Source organism: Burkholderia sp. WSM2232, assembly GCF_000472545.1.
Lineage (GTDB): Bacteria > Pseudomonadota > Gammaproteobacteria > Burkholderiales > Burkholderiaceae > Paraburkholderia.
Genome location: NZ_AWZV01000003.1, coordinates 444448 through 462784, shown reverse-complemented (window position 1 = coordinate 462784; position 18337 = coordinate 444448). Strand labels below are relative to the sequence as shown.

The window sequence follows — 18337 nt, the reverse complement described above, 5'->3', positions numbered from 1 at the left end:
ACCCGACGCTATGTCAAAGAGAGTTGTGCTTGTGACGGGCGCCGCGCGCGGATTGGGTGAAGCAGTTGCGCGCCGCTTCCATGACGCGGGCTACAAAGTCGCGCTTGGCGATATCGCCGTGGATGCCGCGAACACGCTCGCGCGCGAGTTGAGCAGCGACGGTTCGAGCGCATTCGCGATCAAACTCGACGTTACGTCGAAGGCCGATTTCGACGCCGCACGCGACGCGCTGCTTGCGCGCTGGGGCGCAATCGACGCGCTCGTGAACAATGCGGGCGCATCGAAGGTCGTGCCCGTAATGGAGATTACCGCCGAGCAGTTTGACCAGGTCATCGGCATCAATCTGCGCAGCGTGCTGTTCGGGTGTCAGGTGTTCGGGCAGTATTTCGCGGCGCAGGGCGCGGGGCGCATTGTGAATATCGCATCGCTCGCGGGACAGAACGGCGGCTCCGCTACCGGCGCGCACTATGCCGCGGCCAAGGGCGGCGCCATCACGCTCACGAAGGTCTTTGCGCGCGACCTCGCCGCGCGCGGCGTGACGGTGAATGCCATTTCGCCGGGCCCGCTCGATCTGCCCATCGTGCATGAGAGCGTGCCGCCGGACCGGCTCAAAAACGTCATTGCCGGCATTCCAGTCGGACGCCTGGGCTCGGCCAGCTATGTCGCGGACGTCGCCGTCATGCTTGCGTCCGCCGATGCCTATTTCGCCAACGGCGCGTGCTGGGATATCAACGGCGGCCTGTTCATGCGCTAGGTGAGCGACGGTCCACTCATCTGCCCCGCTTGTGCGGCGCGTTGCACACCTGAAGCACGCCGCGCACGAGCGTAGCGATCGACACCGCGCTCTTACTGAATGACAGATCAAGCCCGGAGGCACATCCATCATGTCAACCCAACCCACGCCCGTTCGCACCGCAATCGATCCGTTGCGTCAGCAGTTCCGCCAGGCAATGGCGCATCTCGGCGCAGCGGTCAACGTCATCACCACGGCGGGCGTGCACGGCCGCTGCGGCATCACCGCAAGTGCCGTGTGCTCGGTGACCGATACGCCACCGACGCTGCTCGTGTGTCTTAACCGCTCGAGCGCCATGCATGCCGTGTTCGACGGCAATCGCAACGTATGCATCAACGTGCTGCCGGCGAGCCTGGAGAACATCGCACGGCACTTCGCAGGCATGACCGGATTGTCGATGGAAGAGCGCTTTCAACTTCCGGTTTGGGATGATGGCGACAATGGCGTACCCGTCTTGCGCGGCGCGCTCGCGAGTTTGCAGGGTACGATAGTAGAGGCGAAAGATGTCGGTTCGCACGCGGTGATGTTCGTCGAAACCCACGAAATCAGGGTGCGCAGCGACGGCGACAGCCTGATCTATTTCGACCGGAATTTCCATCGCGTGCCGCGCGCGTGGAAGGCAACGGCTGGTCAGTGAGCGCGGCGCGGCAATCCGCCAGGAGCATACGGGCTTCCGTGACCTCGCTCACCCTATCTGAGATTGACCGTCACGAAGCGCCGTGCATGATTGCGCTGCACCAGCAACGCCGCCTGCTTGCCGGCGCCTGCCGCGAGCGACGCGAGTTCGTCCTGCGACGCGACCAGCGTGCCGTTCAACGACAGCACGACATCGCCCGGCTTGATGCCGACAGCGGCAGCCGTCCCCGATACCTGGTCCACCATCAGGCCTTGAGGCAGGTCCAGACTGCGCCGCTCCTCGTCGGTCAGAGGATGCATCGCGAGACCGAGACGATCGAGCCCATGACGCTGCCGCGTCCCCGCCTCAGAGCGCGGGCCGGCAACGCCGCCCGCCCCTGCATTCACCTGTTGCGTCGTGGGCCCGGCATTCACCACCACTGTCATCTGTTTGCGCTCGCGAATCAGTGTGAGCGGCACACTCTTGCGGTTCTGCAAGGCAATGTCGTGTGCGCTCAGATCGGCCGCGTGGCCGATCGGTTGGTCCGCTAGCTGCACGATTACGTCGCCAGTTTTCAGGTTGCTCGCCGCGGCCGGGCTGCCAGGCTCGACCGCGGTCACGAGCGCGCCGGCCGCGCTGGGCAGACCGAACGCGCTCGCCAGATTCGCATCGACGTCCTGTACCTGTATGCCCAGATTGCTATGCGCGAGACCTTGCGCGCGTTGCTGTTCGGCCAGGCCCTCTTCCTCCTGTTGCGCCTGTTGCGCCTGTCGCGCCTGCCCCTCCTGCAACTGCGAGCGCAACATGTCCGCCATGTTGATCGGGATCGCGAAGGTCAGGCTGTGCAGGCGATCGCTGTCCGCGTACACCTGCACGTCGATGCCGACCACTTCACCAGCGCGATTGAACACGGGGCCGCCCGAATTGTCGGGATTCAGCGACACGTCCGTCTGAAAGAACGGGAAGGTGCTGCCGTCGGCAAGCGTGCGCGACGTCGCGCTCACGATGCCCGCCGTGACCGTATTCTGGTAGCTGTCCGGCGAACCTATGGTCAGCACCTGTTCGCCCACGCGCACGCGGCTTGCATCGCCGAGCTTGACGGTGGGCAGGTTGGCCGCGTCGATCTGCAGCACGGCAATGTCGCTTTGCGGGTCGACGGCCAGAACCCTCGCCTTGAACTCGCGCCTGTCGGTCAGGCGCACGCTCACGTCGTCCGCCTGGCCGATCACATGCGCCGTCGTCAGAATGAGACCGTCCGGGCTCACGATAAAGCCCGACCCAACGCCCGACATCGCGCGCGGCGTAGCGCCCTGACTGTCAGGCGATTGCGGCACGGCCTGCCTGAAGAAAGCCACGATGGGATCGTCATGCTCGATCGCGTCCGCGGCCAGGGCCGAAGCGGGTGCGGCGCCCGCACCCGCTTCGGCCGGCACTGTCGCGCGGATGTGCACGACGGCCGGCCCGTAACGCGCGACGATTGCCGGAAAGTCGATTGCCACCGCGCCGGTCGTCGCGCGCTTCGTTCTTGCTGGTGTAACGGGAGATGCCGGCCAGGACGACGAAGGCGGACCCGATGGAGAAGCGGCGGCCGGCGCAACGCTGGAAGCGGCCGCCGGTAAGGTGGCGACTGCCGCTGCGTTGGCGATAGGACCGACCATCAGACATGCCGTGGGCACGGCAAAGCAGAACCCGGCCAGAGAGCGGATAGAGCGGCTCGATTGGATCAGCTTGGACACAGCGCACCTCCCTTATGCCTTGCACTGTGAAGACTTTTTTTGCGCGTGACGGCGCCCAGGCATTCCAGTGCATTCGCGCGTTCGAATGCAACCGACCTGTTCCAGCCCGCCTGCTCTATTTATAGGAAAGGCGCGCGCAAATTGCAGCGAGTAGAAATCCTGGCGTGCATTCAGGCGGCGGCGCTCCGGCGCGCAGACGGGCGGCATGCATCGCGATGTCGTCGCGTTTTTCCCGCCGAAGAATGCCAACGAGATTCCGCACTCTGACCTGCACCGCCGCCCCTGGTCAGATTCCCGGCCTGTGAAACCACCGTTCGCCGCTCAGGCTCGCAGCGCCTTCGCAAGATCGGCCAGGCGGTATGGCTTCTGCACAAAGATCACATCGCCTATCCCGCTCCTTTCATGCAGTGGAGCCGCCGAATAGCCCGACGTGAGCACCACCCTGATTGCCGGATACTCCGAGCGGACCAGACGTGCCAGTTCGAGCCCGCTGATGCCGTGCGCCATCGTAATGTCGGTGAAGACAACGGCGATGTCGGTTCGCTCCCTGAGAATCTGCGCCGCCTCGGACGCGCTGCTGGCAGCCACCACTTCGTAGCCGATGCTCATCAACAGTTCCGACGCGACGCCGAGCACATCGGGCTCGTCCTCGACGAGCAGAACCGTCTCGTGCTTCGCAACATGCGGAACACTGACCACAGCCTCCGGCTGCGCAAGCGGCAGATACAGATCGACTTTCGTACCCTTACCCACCTCGCTCGAGAGATGCACGTCGCCCCCCGACTGAGTGATGAAGCCATACACCTGGCTCAGGCCGAGCCCTGTTCCCTTGCCCGGCTGCTTGGTGGTGAAGAACGGCTCGAACGCCTGCGCCAGCACGTCGCCGGACATGCCCGTGCCGGTATCCGCAACCGAAATACGCACGTAGCGGCCAGCCGCCAACCCAGGCGGCAAGTCGGCGTCCGACTGAACGGCGCCGGTGCCGATCGTCACGGTGCCGCCCGCCGGCATTGCGTCGACCGCGTTGACGACGAGATTGAGCAGCGCCGCCTCGAAACGCCCTGCGTCGACCAGTGCGAAGGTATCGCCGGGCTGCAGCGCAAGTTCGACCTTCGTGTTGCGGTTGCCCGCGCGCGAAAGCATGGGCGCGAACTCGCGAATCAACGCGTTCAGGTCGTGTACCTGCGCCTGCAATGGCTGTTGCCGCGCGAACGACAGCAATTGCTGGGTGAGCGAGGCGCCACGGTCGATCGCCCTGCGCATGCCTTCGATCATCTTCCGCTCGATCGGCGTGCGCGACTGGATGGCCAGCACCTCCAGCCCGTTGGAAAGTACCGCCAGCAGATTGTTGAAGTCATGCGCGACGCCGCCCGTCAGGCGCCCGATGGCCTCCATTTTCTGCGCCTGGAACAAGGCCGCATTGGCCTTTTCCAGCGCGGCGGCCGCCTGCTTGCGCTCTGTAATGTCGCGTGTCACTTTGGCGAATCCGACCAGGGAACCCGCCTCGTCGCGGATCGCATCGACCACCACGTGCGCCCAGAAGCGGCTGCCGTCCTTGCGCACGCGCCAACCTTCGCGCTCGGCACGGCCTTCTTTCGCCGCTGTTGCGAGAATCAGCGCGGGCACGCCGGCCGCCTTGTCTTCGTCCGAGTAGAAGCGCGAGAAATGCTCGCCGATGATTTCCGCCTGCCGATACCCTTTGATCCGCTCCGCGCCGACGTTCCAACTGGTCACCACGCCCGCGGGCGACAGCATGAAAATCGCGTAGTCGGTCACGCCCTGAACAAGAATCCGGAACTGCTCCTCGGTTTCACGCGTCGCGTCCTGCCTGTTGTCATTCTGGCTCATGTCGGGGGCTGTTCCGGTGAAGTCGTAAAATGTACTTGTAAGTCACATTTTACGCTGCACTTATGCGGCTTGTTTCGCCGGCATTGTCGGTTTGCCATTGCAACGCTTGCCCAACGCGCAGATGCGCCTGGCGGCCTGGCGGATTTCCCGCCAGTCAACCAGGCTTACTCCTTTGTTCGACGGCGAGCTCGATCGAATCGAGCAACGCTTCTTCCGCGAACGGCTTGCGCAGAAAACTCACGGCGCCGTCGCGCAGGGCTCGCCGCACCGTTTCGTCCTCGCCGTGCGCGGACATGAATACCACCGGTATGGTCCTGTGTTCCGCTTTGAGTCGACGTTGCACTTCCAGCCCCTGCATGCCCTGCATGCGAACGTCGAGCAACACGCACAGTGCGTCGTCCGCGAGCGGCGACGCAAGAAAATCCTCGCCGGACGAAAACAGCATCGTGGTATATCCGACCGACTTCAGCAGATTGCCGATGCCGTTGCGTACCGAGGCGTCATCGTCGACGATGCAAATAAAGCTCATAGCTGCCCCTACTCCCATTGCGCTTTCATTGCGCCGACGCGGCATATCCGCTGTGTCTTCACAGTCATATTAATTGGGAAGACCAGGGCGAGCCATTATCCATAGGGATACGTTGCCCGGCACGCGCTCGGTGCCGCCGGCCGCGCATGCGGTGCCCGAGGCGTTTGCGCGCTCTGCCGCCGCCGTGCCGGCATGACACTAAAGTATGAGCCCTCATTCACGCAGGCCACGGCCCGAGCCGCTTCGGTCCACCTGGCTGCGCATCAGGGACCCACGCAGAGCGCACAATAAAAAGGCGCCCGAAGGCGCCTGCGGACAACCTGCCATGCACCACAGGTCACCTTTCGTCGCTGTCGACGCCTGCGCCAACGAGGCACACAAACGCCGTCGCCTTCAACACGCATTCCACCGCGGTCAGTGCAAAGCCGAGCGGAAAGAGCCGGTATTCGGCAGGCAAGGCGAACGCCATGGCAATCAGACCGATCGTGCAAAAGAATCCGTAGGCGATGCGCGCAACGCGCTGGCCTGCGAGCACGAAGCCCACCAGCGCGAGCCAGAGCAGCTTCGCGGTGACCAGGGCGAGCGCGTCGCGCACGGAGGTGCTGATCCACAGCTCGAATGGCAGTTCCAGCACTGACCACGCTCCCGTTGCGATGACGACGCGGCGCGTCCAGCGTCCGGGCAGCGGCGGTTTCGCAACCTCGGCAGCCGAAGCGCGCGACAGCCCGCCGCCGCTCGCGTAGGGAATGTCAGCGCCGTGCACGGGCCGCCAGTCACGGCGATCGATGTCGCGAGCCGATTCGTCCAGATATCGCATGAGGAGTGCTCCGGTGGTAGCAGGGTTCGGCGCGGGGCGGAGTGCGCAACGCGGTGCCGCCGCGCCCGCTTCGCACGAGCCTCGCCGCATGGAAACGATTATTGGCCGAGCTGTAGTGCCGGTCTTTCCAGAACGCCTGCGAGCTTTCGCAAACGCACGGCATGCACGGCGCACCCGCCGGGCGCAGCCGCGCCCGGCTGCATGCAGCGTGCGAATCTGCAACGGGCGGGCATTTGCAAAAGCGCCGCGCACGAGCTTCACGCATTCTTCTGCGCATGTTCCCAACGAAACGCCAGGAAACGGTCATGGCCAAAAAGACAATCCGCATCTACAGCGACCCCGCCGGCGGTTGGGGTGCGCTGAAGGCAACCGGCGAGGCGCTCGCGCTGCAAGGCGTGGCCGTGTCCGGCGCAAAGACGCTGCTGCACATGAACCAGCCGGAAGGCTTCGACTGCCCCGGTTGCGCATGGCCCGACCCGAAGCACACGTCGTCGTTCGAGTTTTGTGAGAACGGCGCCAAGGCCGTGGCCTGGGAGGCCACCGCGAATCGCTGCACGCCTGAATTCTTCGCGGAGCATAGCGTCTCTGAGCTAACCGCCTGGGACGACTACGACCTGGAAATGGCCGGCCGACTGACGCATCCGATGGTCTACGACGCGCCCTCCGATCGCTATGTGCCAATCGAGTGGGACGACGCATTCGCGTTGATCGCAACCCATCTGAACGCTCTCGAAAGTCCGGACCAGGCGGACTTCTACACGTCGGGGCGCGCGTCGAACGAAGCGGCGTTTCTCTACCAGATTTTCGTGCGCGAATTCGGCACCAACAACTTTCCCGACTGTTCGAACATGTGCCACGAGGCAACGAGCGTCGGCCTACCCGAATCCATCGGGGTGGGCAAAGGCACGGTGCTGCTCGAAGATTTCGCGCAAGCCGACGCGATATTCATCTTCGGCCAGAACCCCGGCACGAATAGCCCCCGCATGATGAGCGATCTGCGCAGCGCTTCGCGGCGCGGCGCGAGCATCGTCTCGTTCAATCCGTTTCGCGAGCGCGCACTGGAGCGCTTTGCGTCGCCGCAGGACCCCGTGGAAATGGCCACGCTCGGCTCCACGAAGATCAGTTCGTTTTTCTATCAGGTTCGCGTGGGCGGCGACGCCGCCGTGCTCAAAGGCATGATGAAAGCCGTGATGGAAGCGGACGACGCCACGCTCGCCGCGAACGGGCCGCGCGTACTGGATACCGCTTTTATCGAGGACCATACGCACGGCGTCGAGGCGCTGTTCGCCGATCTGCGCACGACCAGCTGGAACGCGATCGTGCGGCAAAGCGGACTGGCGCGCGAGGACATCGAGAACGCGGCGAACATCTACATGCAGGCGAACAACGCGATTCTCGTGTACGGCATGGGGCTCACGCAACATCGCCGCGGCACGGAAACGGTGCAGCAGGTAGCCAATCTCGCACTGTTGCGCGGCAATATCGGTCGGCCCGGCGCAGGGGTGTGCCCGGTGCGTGGCCATTCGAACGTGCAGGGCAACAGAACCGTCGGCATCACGGAGAAGCCTTCGCCTGCACTGATCGACGGCATCGAGCGGGCCTTCGGTTTCCGGCCGCCGGCCACGCATGGCCACGACGTGATCGGCGCGATCGAATCGATGATGCGCGGCGACGCCAGGGTGTTCGTCGCGCTCGGGGGCAACTTTGCGGCGGCCGTGCCGGACTGGATTCGCGTGCAGGCGGCAATGCGCAAGCTCGATCTGACGGTTCATATCGCCACCAAGCTCAACCGCAGCCACCTCGTCCACGGCAAGAACGCGCTCATCCTGCCCTGCCTTGGCCGCACCGAGATCGACATTCAGGCGGACGGCCCGCAATCCATCACAGTGGAAGATTCCATGTCGATGGTGCACGCGTCGGCCGGGCGCAACGAACCCGCGTCGCCGCATTTGCGCAGCGAACCGGCAATCGTTGCCGGCATCGCGCGCGCGACGCTAGGCAGCCGTTCACATGTCGACTGGGAACATCTTGTCGCGAGCTACGACCGCATCCGCGACAAGATCGAAACCGTCTACCCGATTTTCAATGCGTACAACGAGCGCATTCGCGTGCCTGGAGGTTTCCATCTGGCTTCGAGCGCGCGCGAACGCGTGTGGGCAACGCCCACAGGCCGCGCGAACTTCATTGTGTTCGAGGGACTCGGCGAAGATCCGCACGAGCCCGATCCCGATGCGCTGTGGCTCACCACGATGCGCAGCCACGACCAGTACAACACCACGCTGTATTCGCATTCAGACCGCTATCGCGGCGTGTTCGGCCAGCGCGACGTGGTCTTCATGAACGCGCGCGAATTGCACAAGCGCGGCCTGCAAGCGGGCGAGCGGGTCGACATTCATACGCTCGCGAATGACGGCATGGAACGCGTGATCCGCAATTTCAAGGCCATCGAATTTTCGCTGCCTGACGGTTGCTGCGGCGCCTACTACCCGGAAGCGAACCCGCTCGTGCCGCTCTATGCGTTCGACCCGAAAAGCCGCACGCCTTCGTACAAGTCGGTGCCGGTAAAGATCGCACGCGCCGCGACGCCCGCTGCCGACACCCCTCGCAAGCCCGCCACTGCCGCCGCCACGGGAGGCCAACATGCATCTGAATGAGGTCCTCGATCTGTCGCGTGCGCAGTTTGCAATGACGGCCATCTTCCACATCCTGTGGCCGATTCTCACCATCAGCCTGTCGGCGTTTCTCGTGCTGATCGAAGTACTGTGGCTGCGCAGCGGCAACGTCGTCTATTACAGGCACGCGCGCTTCTGGAGCAAGCTGCTGGTGCTGAACTTCGCGGTCGGCGTGGTCAGCGGCATTCCGATGGAGTTTCAGTTCGGCACCAACTGGGCCGGCTTTTCGCGCTATAGCGGCGAGTTCTTCGGCAACATTCTCGGCTTCGAAGGTGCGATGGCGTTCATGCTCGAAGCCGGTTTCATCGGCGTCATGTTGCTGGGGTGGGCTCGCGTGCCGCGCGGCGTGCATCTGTTCGCGACCTGCATGGTGGCGCTCGGCTCGAGCATCTCGGCGTTCTGGATCATGGTCGCCAATTCGTGGATGCAAACGCCTGCGGGCATCGCCGTGCAAAACGGCAAGATCGTCGTGACCGACTACGCGGCGGCGATCTTCAACCCCGACATGGTGTGGGGCGTGGCGCACATGTGGGTAGCGGCGATAGAAACCGGCATGTTCGTGATCGCGGGCATCTCCGCGTGGAATCTGCTCAAGCGGCGCCATCCGGAATTTTTCGTGCGCTCGTTCAAGATCGCCTTACTAGTGCTCGTTTTTGTGACCCCGCTCCAGATCTGGCTCGGCGATTCGAGCGGCGGCAGCGTATTTGCCACGCAACCGGCCAAGGGCGCCGCTATCGAAGGACACTGGACCACCAACAAGCCGGGCACCGCCGCGTCGTGGTCGCTGCTCGCGTGGCCCAATCAGAAAGAGCAGCGCAACGACTGGTCGATCGAAGTCCCCGGCATGCTGAGCATTCTCGCCACGCATACGCTGCACGGCGAGGTCAAGGGCCTGTCCGAATTCAAGCCCGCGGACCAGCCGCCGATGCTGCCTCTGCTCTATTACTCGTTTCGCGTGATGGCCGGAATCGGCTTCGCATTCATGTTGCTGGCGTTCTGGACGGCGTTCGTCTTGCGCAAGACGCGCGCAAACCTCGAGCGGCTCCTCGAACAACGCAAGCTCCTCATCGCCTGGGTGCTCTGTATTCCACTGCCTTATGTGGCGGTCGAGGCCGGCTGGATCGTGCGCGAAGTGGGTCGCCAGCCGTGGGTCGTGTATGGTCTGCTGCGCACCAAGGAGGCGGTCTCGACCGTGGCCGCTTCGTCCGTGACGTTCAGCATGGCAATGTTTTTCGCCTTCTACGTCGTGCTGCTGGGCACATTCTTCGTGCTCGCGCGCGCCTGGCTGCGCGCAGGGCCCGACCTTTCCCTGAATCCGCCTGCACCGGTCAAGGCCGAAGCGCAAGCGGCCGTCACCGAATATTGATCGTTCACATTGCGAGGCAAGTTTATGGACAGCTCTACACATGCAATGCTCGCTATCACCTGGTTCGGTCTGATCGGTCTGATGCTGGCGTTTTACGTGATTACCGACGGCTTCGACCTTGGCATCGGCATACTCAGTCTCCTGCGCAAACGCCGCGAGGATCATGACGCGATGGTGCAGACCATCGGCCACGTCTGGGACGCCAACGAGACCTGGCTCGTCGTGCTGGGCGGCGCGTTGTTCGGCGCTTTTCCGCTTGCCTATGCGCTGCTTTTGCAGGATCTGTATCTGCCGGTCATGCTGTTGATTGCCGGTCTGATCATGCGCGGCGCGGCGATCGAATTCCGTCATAGCGTGTCGCACGGACCGCTGTGGGACAAGGTGTTCGGCATCGGCAGTCTGGTCGCGGCGCTTGCGCAGGGCGTGATACTCGGCAAGCTCATCACGGGGCTCGCGCCGGGCGCTATGAGCGGCGTGTTCGTGGCCGTCTCCGCAATCGGCGTGGTAGCGGGCTATGCGCTGCTCGGCTCGACCTATCTCGTGAAAAAGACGGTAGGCTCGCTCGAGCAATGGTCGCGCAGGCTCGCCCTTCTCAGCGCTTTCATTACGGTCGCTGCGGCCGTGGTGCTGACTGCGGCGACATGGTTCATCAGCGACGTCGGACATGACCGCTGGACGCAACCGGGCGTGTTCCATTTGCTGAGCGCACTCGGTGTGGCCGCGGCAGTGGCGTTCGCCTTCATCATGGGCTCACTCTATTTGGGCAGCTCGAACGGGCCGTTTCGCGCTTCCGTCGCACTCTTTCTGCTGTCGTTCGCCGGGCTCGCCGTGAGTCTGTTTCCGTACTTCGTGCCTGGCAAGCTCAGGGTAATCGAGGCCGCATCGGGTACGCCCACGCTCGCGTTCATGCTGATCGGCATCGGCCTGATCTTTCCGGTAATGATCGGCTACAACCTGTACCAGTACTATATTTTCCGCGGCAAGGTGGGAGCCGCGGCTCATCAGGAAGGGTGAGAAGAGCAGTGAAAAGCGCCGTGCGTGCGATGCACGCGGCGCCGTCGTAACGGCTTGAAGGTGCAGATGGGTGCAGGCGGGCGCATGCGGGTGCATGCAGATGCATGCGGGTGCAGGCCCTCACCTCATATCATGCGGGCGCTGCCTCGTTCATCACCGAGCCCAGAATCATGGCGCCCGCGTTGAGCGGGGCCGGCCTGCAAGGCCTCGGCTTATAGATCGCGTCGCCGCGCTGAATGGCGCGGCCGCTCATTGCACAGACGCCGGCGGTCCGCGCGCGGCTTGCATGCCAAGTCTGGTCGCCGTAAGAGCAATGCGTGGAATCCCGCCATATCACGGTGGCTGTCGTTCTACTCGGCCGGTCGATCACCTGGATCTGGACGGCGGAGCGCTGGCTCAACGCGGCGAGCCGTGCGCCGTTGCGGCCAGCGCGTTGAGCCAGCGCTGCGATGTCACCGACGCCTGAATTCGCGCCGCCGGACAACGTGGACAACAGCCCAAGCGTCTGTTGCCACGGATCGTTGCCACCCGCTTTCGTCAGCATTTTTTCGCTCCCCTTGTACCGATGATTCCGTTAATCGTCACGTTGCCGAGATACGTTGCAAGGCAGTGCAGCGCCCGCCATTGCGCGAACCCGTTCCTGCGAAATGCGCTCACTGGCCGGCGTTTGCTTTCATCTTCCAGCAATGTGGCGTTTGCCCGACGAAGCGCTTGAATACCGTGGTGAAGTGCGCCTGTGAGCGAAAGCCGCAGCTCAGCGCAACGTCGAACACGTTGTGTTTCGATTCGCGCAAGAGCTGCTGCGCATGCTCGATCCGGCGGCGCAGCAGATATTCATGCGGACGCATGCCGGTTGCGCGACGGAACTGCGACGCGAAGTGCATGCGCGTGAGTCCGGTACTGTTGGCGATGTCCTCGAGCCCGATCGATTCCGCAAGGTGTGCATCGACGAATTCGAGTGCGCGGCTAAGCCGCCACGGCGGCAGCGGACTTGCCTCGCGACGCTGCCGTTGCGGCAGCGAGAAATGCCGCGCGATCACGCGCGACACGATGGCGAGGCTCACTCCGTCCGTGAACACCTTGCCGAGTGCGGCGTCGTCGGACTGCGAAACCGCGAGCGCCTGCGCGAGGCGCTCGAGCGCGGGATCGCACACGATGCCAGGCGCGTCGAGGCGAATCTCGCCGCCATGCGGCCGGCCGAAGGTGTCCTCGAAACATTCGCTCAGCACCTGCTGCGAGACGAACAGGTGCAAGACATCGCCGGGCGCCTCGAAGGTTGCGCTGCACGGCACTTCAGGCGCAGTGATCTGCACCGCACCGGCGGTCACTCTGCCATGTACGAGCGTGCGGCCCGCATAAACGAATCGGAGCGACGTGCCTTTCAGGTTCATCGCGATGCAGTGATGCGTGGCGCTTCCCGGGTTGGCGACCTCGACGGGCTCCAGGTCGTGACGCGTCCAGCGCGACACCAGTATGCCGCCCGGCTCGTGCGCGTTGAGCGCGTCTTCGCGAGGGCAGCGCCAGTGGTGCTCCACACCGATCCGGCTTAGTTGGCTCCTTCTTGCGAATGCAACCGTGGGTTCAGGATACGACGTCGACGAACTGGTCATGATCTGGTCATCCGGTTAGTTGGGACACAGTGCCGGAGCGCGACGGCGCTGTGTTGACGAGAAGGTATCGCGCGGCAAGTCGTGCAACCAGCCCTACTTAGGTGTGGTCTCAATGACCTATGGTTGAGGCGTCCTATTCGCAGGTTTAGCCATGCCGCGAAGCGCGCCGACGAGCGCAGCGCAGCGTGGGCCGTGCAGACCCCGCTTTGCGCAGGATGATTGGTCACGGCCCGCCCAGCCGAGGCTCGGTGCGCAGAACGGTGGAGCGCCTATACCTTCGTATGAGCCGGCAAGCCGCGCGGTGCGGCCGCAGTGCCCGCAAGCGCCGCATCGGCGGCCTTAGCGCAGCGGCGGCTTTAGCCGTATTAGCGGCCTGGACGGCACGAGCGGAACTGGCGGAACTGGCGGCACTGGCGGCACTGGCGGCACTGGCGGCACTGGCGGCACTGGCGGATTAGCGGCATTAACGGCATTAACGGCGTTAGCGGCATCAACGCATCAACGGCATCGACGGCATCAACGCATCAGCGGCATCAACGGCATCAACGCATCAGCGGCATCGACGGCATCAACGCATCAGCGGCATTAACGCATCAGCGGCATCAATGGCATTAACGGCACTAGCGGCACTACCGGCATTAACAGCATTAACGGCACTGGCGACACCAACGCATAAACGCATCAACGGCAAAAACAGCAATCACCCGGCTAACGGCACCGCCCGAACCTGCCTCAGCATCCGCACGGTGGGCACCACGGACGCGGCGCCTGCCCGCTGCATCGGCCCGCGCAATCCACGCGGCACGCGCATCGTCAGGCGTCGGACCTGCGCGCCGCCGCTCCGGTACGTTGCGGCAGATCTAGCCCGAGCGTCTCCGCCTTGCGCACGAAATCGGCAAGCGAGCGCGCGCCCATCTTGCGCATGGCCTGGCCGCGGTGAATCTTCACCGTGATCTCGCTCAGGTTCAGCTCGCCCGCAATCTGCTTGTTCATCAGACCGGCGGCGACGAACGCCATGACCTCGCGCTCGCGCGGCGTCAACGACTCGTAGCAACGGCGCAAGTCGGCGACCGAGCGGCTCGCCGCGCGACGCTGCGCGTCGCTCGCCAACGCCTGCTCGACGGCGTCCAGCATGTCCTGATCGCGAAACGGCTTGGCGAGAAAGTCGGTGGCGCCCGCCTTCATGGCCTTCACGGTCATCGCGATATCGCCATGTCCGGTCATGAAGACGATGGGCAGGCCGAGCTGGCTCGCCGTTATCTGCTCCTGCACCGCGAGCCCGCTCTGCCCCTTCAGGCGCACGTCGAGAATGAGGCAGCTCGGCACGTCCGGCATGTCGATGCCGAGAAATTCCTGAGCGGAACCGAAGGTCTGCACATTGAGCCCGACCGAGCGCAACAGCGTGCGCAGGGCATCGCGCATCGATTCGTCGTCGTCGACCACATACACCATGGCGCCGGCGCCCTCTTCGACATGCAGACTACTGCTCATGACATCCTCCTTTATCGATGGGCAGCACGAACTGGAATACCGCACCGCCGCCTGCGCGCGGCTCGGCCCAGATGCGCCCGCCGTGCGCTTCGACAATCGAGCGGCAGATCGACAAGCCCATGCCCATGCCGTCCGGCTTGGTCGTGAAAAACGTGTTGAAGAGCCGCGCGGCGTTTTCTTCACCGATGCCGGTGCCGCAGTCCTGCACGATCACATGCACCTGTGCGTCCTCCAGCCGCCGGGTCGCGATACTCAGCCTGCGCGGCCCCGCCACCTCCGCCATCGCCTGCACGCCGTTCATGATCAGGTTGATCATGACCTGCTGCAATTGCACGCGGTCGCAACAGGCGGCAAGCGGCGGTTCGGCAAGGTCGAGCTCGGGCTCGATGCGGTTGCGCTGCAATTCGCGCTGTACCAGCTCGATCGACTCGACGATCACCGCGGCAAGGTCCACCGCCGTCGGCCGGCGCTCGCGTTTTCTCGCCATCGAACGGATCTTCTGGATCACGTCGTCCGCCCGCTTCGCGTCGCGCACGATCTGTCTGAGCGACTGCGCCGCTTCCTCGAGCTCCGGCGTGGGCCGGTTCAGCCAGCGCAACGCCGCGCTGCCGCAGGCGGCGATTGCCGCGATAGGCTGCGCAACCTCGTGCGCAATGGACGCGGCCAACTCGCCCAACAGCGTGATGCGGGTCACGTGGGCGAGTTCGTCGTTGGTGCGCGCGAGCGCTTCCTGGGCGCGCTTCATGTCGGTAATGTCCATCAGCGCCGCCACGTACTCCTTGTGGCCGGACCGCGTCGCAGCAAGATGGGCCACGCAGTGAACGTGCTTGATGCTGCCGTCGGGCATGGTGAGCCGGTGTTCGATATCGACTAGCGGCTCTGCGCCAACAGTCTGTTCGAAGGCGCCACGCACGAGCGCAAGATCGTCGGGATGAACGCGCGCGAGCAACGCGTCGATCGAGGGCAGCGTGTCCCGCGAGTATCCGAGGATGCGGTACGCTTCGTCCGACCACCACATCTCGCCGGCCGGAAAGCGCATCGCAATGCTGCCGGTCCGGCTCAGTTGCTGGGCGTCGCGCAGGAAAGCCTCGCTGCGCTCGAGTGCCTGCTCGGCCCGCTTGCGGTCGGTAATGTCATTGTTGGTCGCGAGCACCGCGCGCGGGTTGCCTTTCTCGTCGCGCAGCAGCGCGGCGCGGCTCGCGATGACCACCACGCTGCCGTCGTGGCGCACGCGCTGCAGTTCGCCATGCCAGCGGTCGGCGCGCAGCAATTCGGAGCGGACCTGTTCGTCGGGCACGGGGTACGAGGTTTGCGTCAATTCCTGCAGCGACTGCCCGAGCGCCTCTTGCGCACTCCAGCCGTACAGCGCCTGGGCGCCGTGATTCCAGAACGTGATGCGGTCGTTCATGTCGTGAACGACGATCGCGTCGTGCGCCAGGTTGAGCAGTTCCACCTGCTCGCGCAGCGTCGCGGTGGCGGCCTGAATTCGCAAAGCGAGTATCGAGGTGGTCGCGATCGCCAGCAGGCTGACCACGCAGCGCGCGATCGCGCCGCTCGAATAGCTGTCCTCGTGCGAGATCACGAAGCCCAGCAGCGTCAGCACCACGCATCCCCACGCGGCCGCTACCGTGGACGGACGCTCGCCGGTCGAGGCGACCAGCAGCACTGCGACCACGTAAAACACGGCGACGGCGATATCGAGTGGAGTCAGCGCGTCAAGGACGAAGACGCACAGTGAGATGACGGCCGCCAGCGTCAGCAGCACGTTGCGCTCGAACGGCAGCGCGAGCGTCGCCCGAGCCGACGTCTTCACGACAAGCGGGTCGAAGGGGCGCCGCATGGCAGGACTTTGACGGAGTGGTTGAGTGCGGACATCACGTAGATAACGGGCGTTGGTTGGCGAATACCGCAGCCTGTCCGTCGAATGACAGCCGGGTGGCTGTCAGCACACCTCACACCGGACGTAGCAGCGAGCGATCGCTTTCATGATGAAAGCGATCATGCACCGCGCGTCGCGAATCGCAAACTTATTTTTCCTTAAGGCTTCAAAAATGCCCGGCGCCTTGCGCGGCGAGCCCGGTTTCGGGCCGCTGCCAGCCGCTCGCGCGAGACGCCGCGCCACGGCTCGAGAGCGAGCTTCGGTGCTTCGGTGCGCCGCCGCCTGCGGCGGCGGCGCATCATGCCTCGGTCGGAGCTTAGGGCCTAGGGCTCCAGGCTCAAGGCTCAAGGCTCAAGGCTCAGGGCTCAGTGATGGCCGAAGTCTTTACGCGCGATAGGCACCGTGCGGACTTTCGCATACTGAAATGCGGGAATCGCCTTGACCGCTTCGCGGGTGGCGCCCGGCCACACGAGCTTGCCGTTCATGTAGTCCAGTTGCGACATCGGGATGGCCACGTCATGGTGCGACACGCCCAGAAACTGGTGCGCCGCCACGATGCCGAACGAGACCGCGTTATCGGGCGCAATGATGATGTCGTGAAGCACACCGACCTTCTGCCCTTCGTCGTTATAGATGCTCTTGCCGAGCAGGCTTTTCTTGACACTCCAGCCTTCCACCACGAGTGCCGTCTGTTCGACGCTAATGCCGATCGGCTGCGCGCCCGCCACCTGCGCGCTGGCCTGCTGGCTCACCACGCCCAATGCCGACACCGCCATCAATACGATTGCCCACTTTGCCTTGATCATGTTTTCTCCACGAAATGCGTTGAACGGAATTGCCTGTTTGCACCACGGCGCCCGACTTTGCCTTGAGCGGCGGGCGTCGCTGAGCGCTACTGTGAACGCTTTGCGCGGAGCATGTTTTTCGATTCGCACGATGTCGCGCCGCGCATCTCTTCAGGGCGCGCCTCGCGGCCGGAGCGTGACGGTGCACGTCATGCCCGTCGCGAGCCTGACGCCGGCCGGAATGCGGTCGAGATGAACCCGTACCGGCACGCGCTGGGCGAGCCGGACCCACGTGAAGACCGGATTGACGTCCGCTAGCAGATCGCCGTTGCTGGTCGAATTGTCGCGGTCGGCGATGCCGGAGGCGAGGCTGTCCACGTGCCCCTCGATGTCCGCGCCGCCCGACAGCAGTCGCACCACCGCGCGATCGCCGACGTGCACGCGCGGCAGCTTGGTCTCCTCGAAATAGCCGTAGACCCAGAACGAGTTCGAGTCGATCAGGGCCATGCGCGCGCTGCCCGCGGTAGCAAAGTCGCCCGGGTAAAGATTGAGGTTGGTGATAAAGCCGTCGGAGGGCGCGCGCACTTCGCTGCGCGCCAGATTCAGTGCGGCTGTCTGTTGCGCCACCACGGCTGCCTTGACGGTGGCTTCGGCGGCGCTGTAGGCGGCGACGTCGGCGGCATGGTCGGACGCGGCCTGGCTTGCGAGCGACGCGAAATCCAGCCGGCTTTCGTCAGAAATAACGTCGCCCGCCAGGTTGGCGCGGCGCGCGGCCTGGGCTCGCTTCATTGCCAGATCCGCTGCGCTTGCCGCCATGCGTGCCTTCGCCTGAGCCATCTGCGCCTGCGCACGCGCCAGATCCGCGTCGGCCTGAGCAAGCGCGTAGTGAAAGCGCGCCGGGTCGAGCACGAACAGAATGTCGCCCTTGCGCACCCACTGGTTGTCCACGACGCGCACTTCGCTGACCAGCCCCGAGACGTCGGTGGCGACCTGCACGACCTTCGCGCGGACCCGGCCGTCGCGGGTCCACGGCGAGTACATGTACTCGAGCCAGAGCATGCGAACCAGCACGATCGCGACGACGAGCAGCGTGAGCGTGAAAGCGGCCCGCAGGATGGATTGCGTTTTCATCTAAATGACCTGGCGTTAGCGTGGGCAGTCGGTGGGGTGAAAAAAATGGT

General features: G+C 64.3%; 15 protein-coding genes. 5 read left to right on the top strand and 10 right to left on the bottom strand.

Annotated features, from left to right (window positions below; translation table 11 throughout):
- The first annotated feature begins 10 nt into the window (after window positions 1–10).
- Entirely contained in the window at window positions 11–754 is a 744-nt protein-coding gene (locus tag F757_RS0102085; protein ID WP_027209937.1) for an SDR family NAD(P)-dependent oxidoreductase, read from the top strand.
- 130 nt (window positions 755–884) lie between these two features.
- On the top strand, window positions 885–1430 hold the full coding sequence (hpaC, locus tag F757_RS0102080; protein ID WP_027209936.1) for a 4-hydroxyphenylacetate 3-monooxygenase, reductase component: 546 nt from the start codon (window positions 885–887) through the stop codon (window positions 1428–1430).
- Window positions 1431–1483: 53 nt separating this feature from the next.
- Here the strand turns inward: hpaC and F757_RS0102075 are convergent, their stop codons facing one another.
- From F757_RS0102075 to F757_RS0102055, 4 genes are all read right to left on the bottom strand, one after another.
- A complete protein-coding gene (locus F757_RS0102075) occupies window positions 1484–3067 on the bottom strand; it encodes a trypsin-like peptidase domain-containing protein (RefSeq protein ID WP_084530676.1) in 1584 nt (527 codons plus the stop codon).
- A 399-nt stretch (window positions 3068–3466) separates the two neighbouring features.
- On the bottom strand, window positions 3467–4993 hold the full coding sequence (locus tag F757_RS0102070) for a PAS domain-containing sensor histidine kinase (RefSeq protein ID WP_027209934.1): 1527 nt from the start codon (window positions 4991–4993) through the stop codon (window positions 3467–3469).
- 154 nt (window positions 4994–5147) lie between these two features.
- Window positions 5148–5522 (bottom strand): response regulator transcription factor, encoded by a 375-nt coding sequence (locus tag F757_RS0102065; RefSeq protein ID WP_027209933.1) that lies wholly within the window; start codon window positions 5520–5522, stop codon window positions 5148–5150.
- Window positions 5523–5859: 337 nt separating this feature from the next.
- Entirely contained in the window at window positions 5860–6339 is a 480-nt protein-coding gene (locus F757_RS0102055) for a hypothetical protein (protein ID WP_027209932.1), read from the bottom strand.
- A gap of 305 nt (window positions 6340–6644) precedes the next feature.
- Between F757_RS0102055 and F757_RS0102050 the strand changes: the two genes are divergently transcribed.
- The 3 genes from F757_RS0102050 to F757_RS0102040 are packed head-to-tail and all read left to right on the top strand — an operon-like array spanning window position 6645 to window position 11391.
- Window positions 6645–8993, top strand: coding sequence for an FdhF/YdeP family oxidoreductase (locus tag F757_RS0102050; protein WP_027209931.1), 2349 nt, complete (start codon window positions 6645–6647; stop codon window positions 8991–8993).
- Complete coding sequence (locus tag F757_RS0102045; RefSeq protein ID WP_027209930.1) at window positions 8980–10377, top strand: cytochrome ubiquinol oxidase subunit I; 1398 nt, start codon at window positions 8980–8982, stop codon at window positions 10375–10377. The genes F757_RS0102050 and F757_RS0102045 overlap by 14 nt, the downstream gene beginning before the upstream one ends.
- A gap of 24 nt (window positions 10378–10401) precedes the next feature.
- Window positions 10402–11391, top strand: coding sequence for a cytochrome d ubiquinol oxidase subunit II (locus F757_RS0102040; RefSeq protein WP_027209929.1), 990 nt, complete (start codon window positions 10402–10404; stop codon window positions 11389–11391).
- A 130-nt stretch (window positions 11392–11521) separates the two neighbouring features.
- Here the strand turns inward: F757_RS0102040 and F757_RS0102035 are convergent, their stop codons facing one another.
- From F757_RS0102035 to F757_RS0102005, 6 genes are all read right to left on the bottom strand, one after another.
- Window positions 11522–11935, bottom strand: coding sequence for a DUF3331 domain-containing protein (locus F757_RS0102035; protein WP_027209928.1), 414 nt, complete (start codon window positions 11933–11935; stop codon window positions 11522–11524).
- 109 nt (window positions 11936–12044) lie between these two features.
- Window positions 12045–13001 (bottom strand): helix-turn-helix domain-containing protein, encoded by a 957-nt coding sequence (locus F757_RS0102030; RefSeq protein ID WP_027209927.1) that lies wholly within the window; start codon window positions 12999–13001, stop codon window positions 12045–12047.
- Window positions 13002–13814: 813 nt separating this feature from the next.
- A complete protein-coding gene (locus tag F757_RS0102020) occupies window positions 13815–14492 on the bottom strand; it encodes a response regulator transcription factor (RefSeq protein ID WP_027209926.1) in 678 nt (225 codons plus the stop codon).
- Window positions 14482–16332 carry a PAS domain-containing sensor histidine kinase gene (locus F757_RS0102015; protein ID WP_232221323.1) on the bottom strand — a complete coding sequence of 617 codons (1851 nt, stop codon included), beginning with the start codon at window positions 16330–16332 and terminating at the stop codon, window positions 14482–14484. Before F757_RS0102015 ends, F757_RS0102020 begins: the two co-directional genes overlap by 11 nt.
- 404 nt (window positions 16333–16736) lie before the next feature.
- Window positions 16737–17174, bottom strand: coding sequence for a PRC-barrel domain-containing protein (locus F757_RS0102010; protein WP_027209924.1), 438 nt, complete (start codon window positions 17172–17174; stop codon window positions 16737–16739).
- A 153-nt stretch (window positions 17175–17327) separates the two neighbouring features.
- A complete protein-coding gene (locus tag F757_RS0102005; RefSeq protein WP_027209923.1) occupies window positions 17328–18287 on the bottom strand; it encodes an HlyD family efflux transporter periplasmic adaptor subunit in 960 nt (319 codons plus the stop codon).
- Window positions 18288–18337 lie beyond the last annotated feature (50 nt).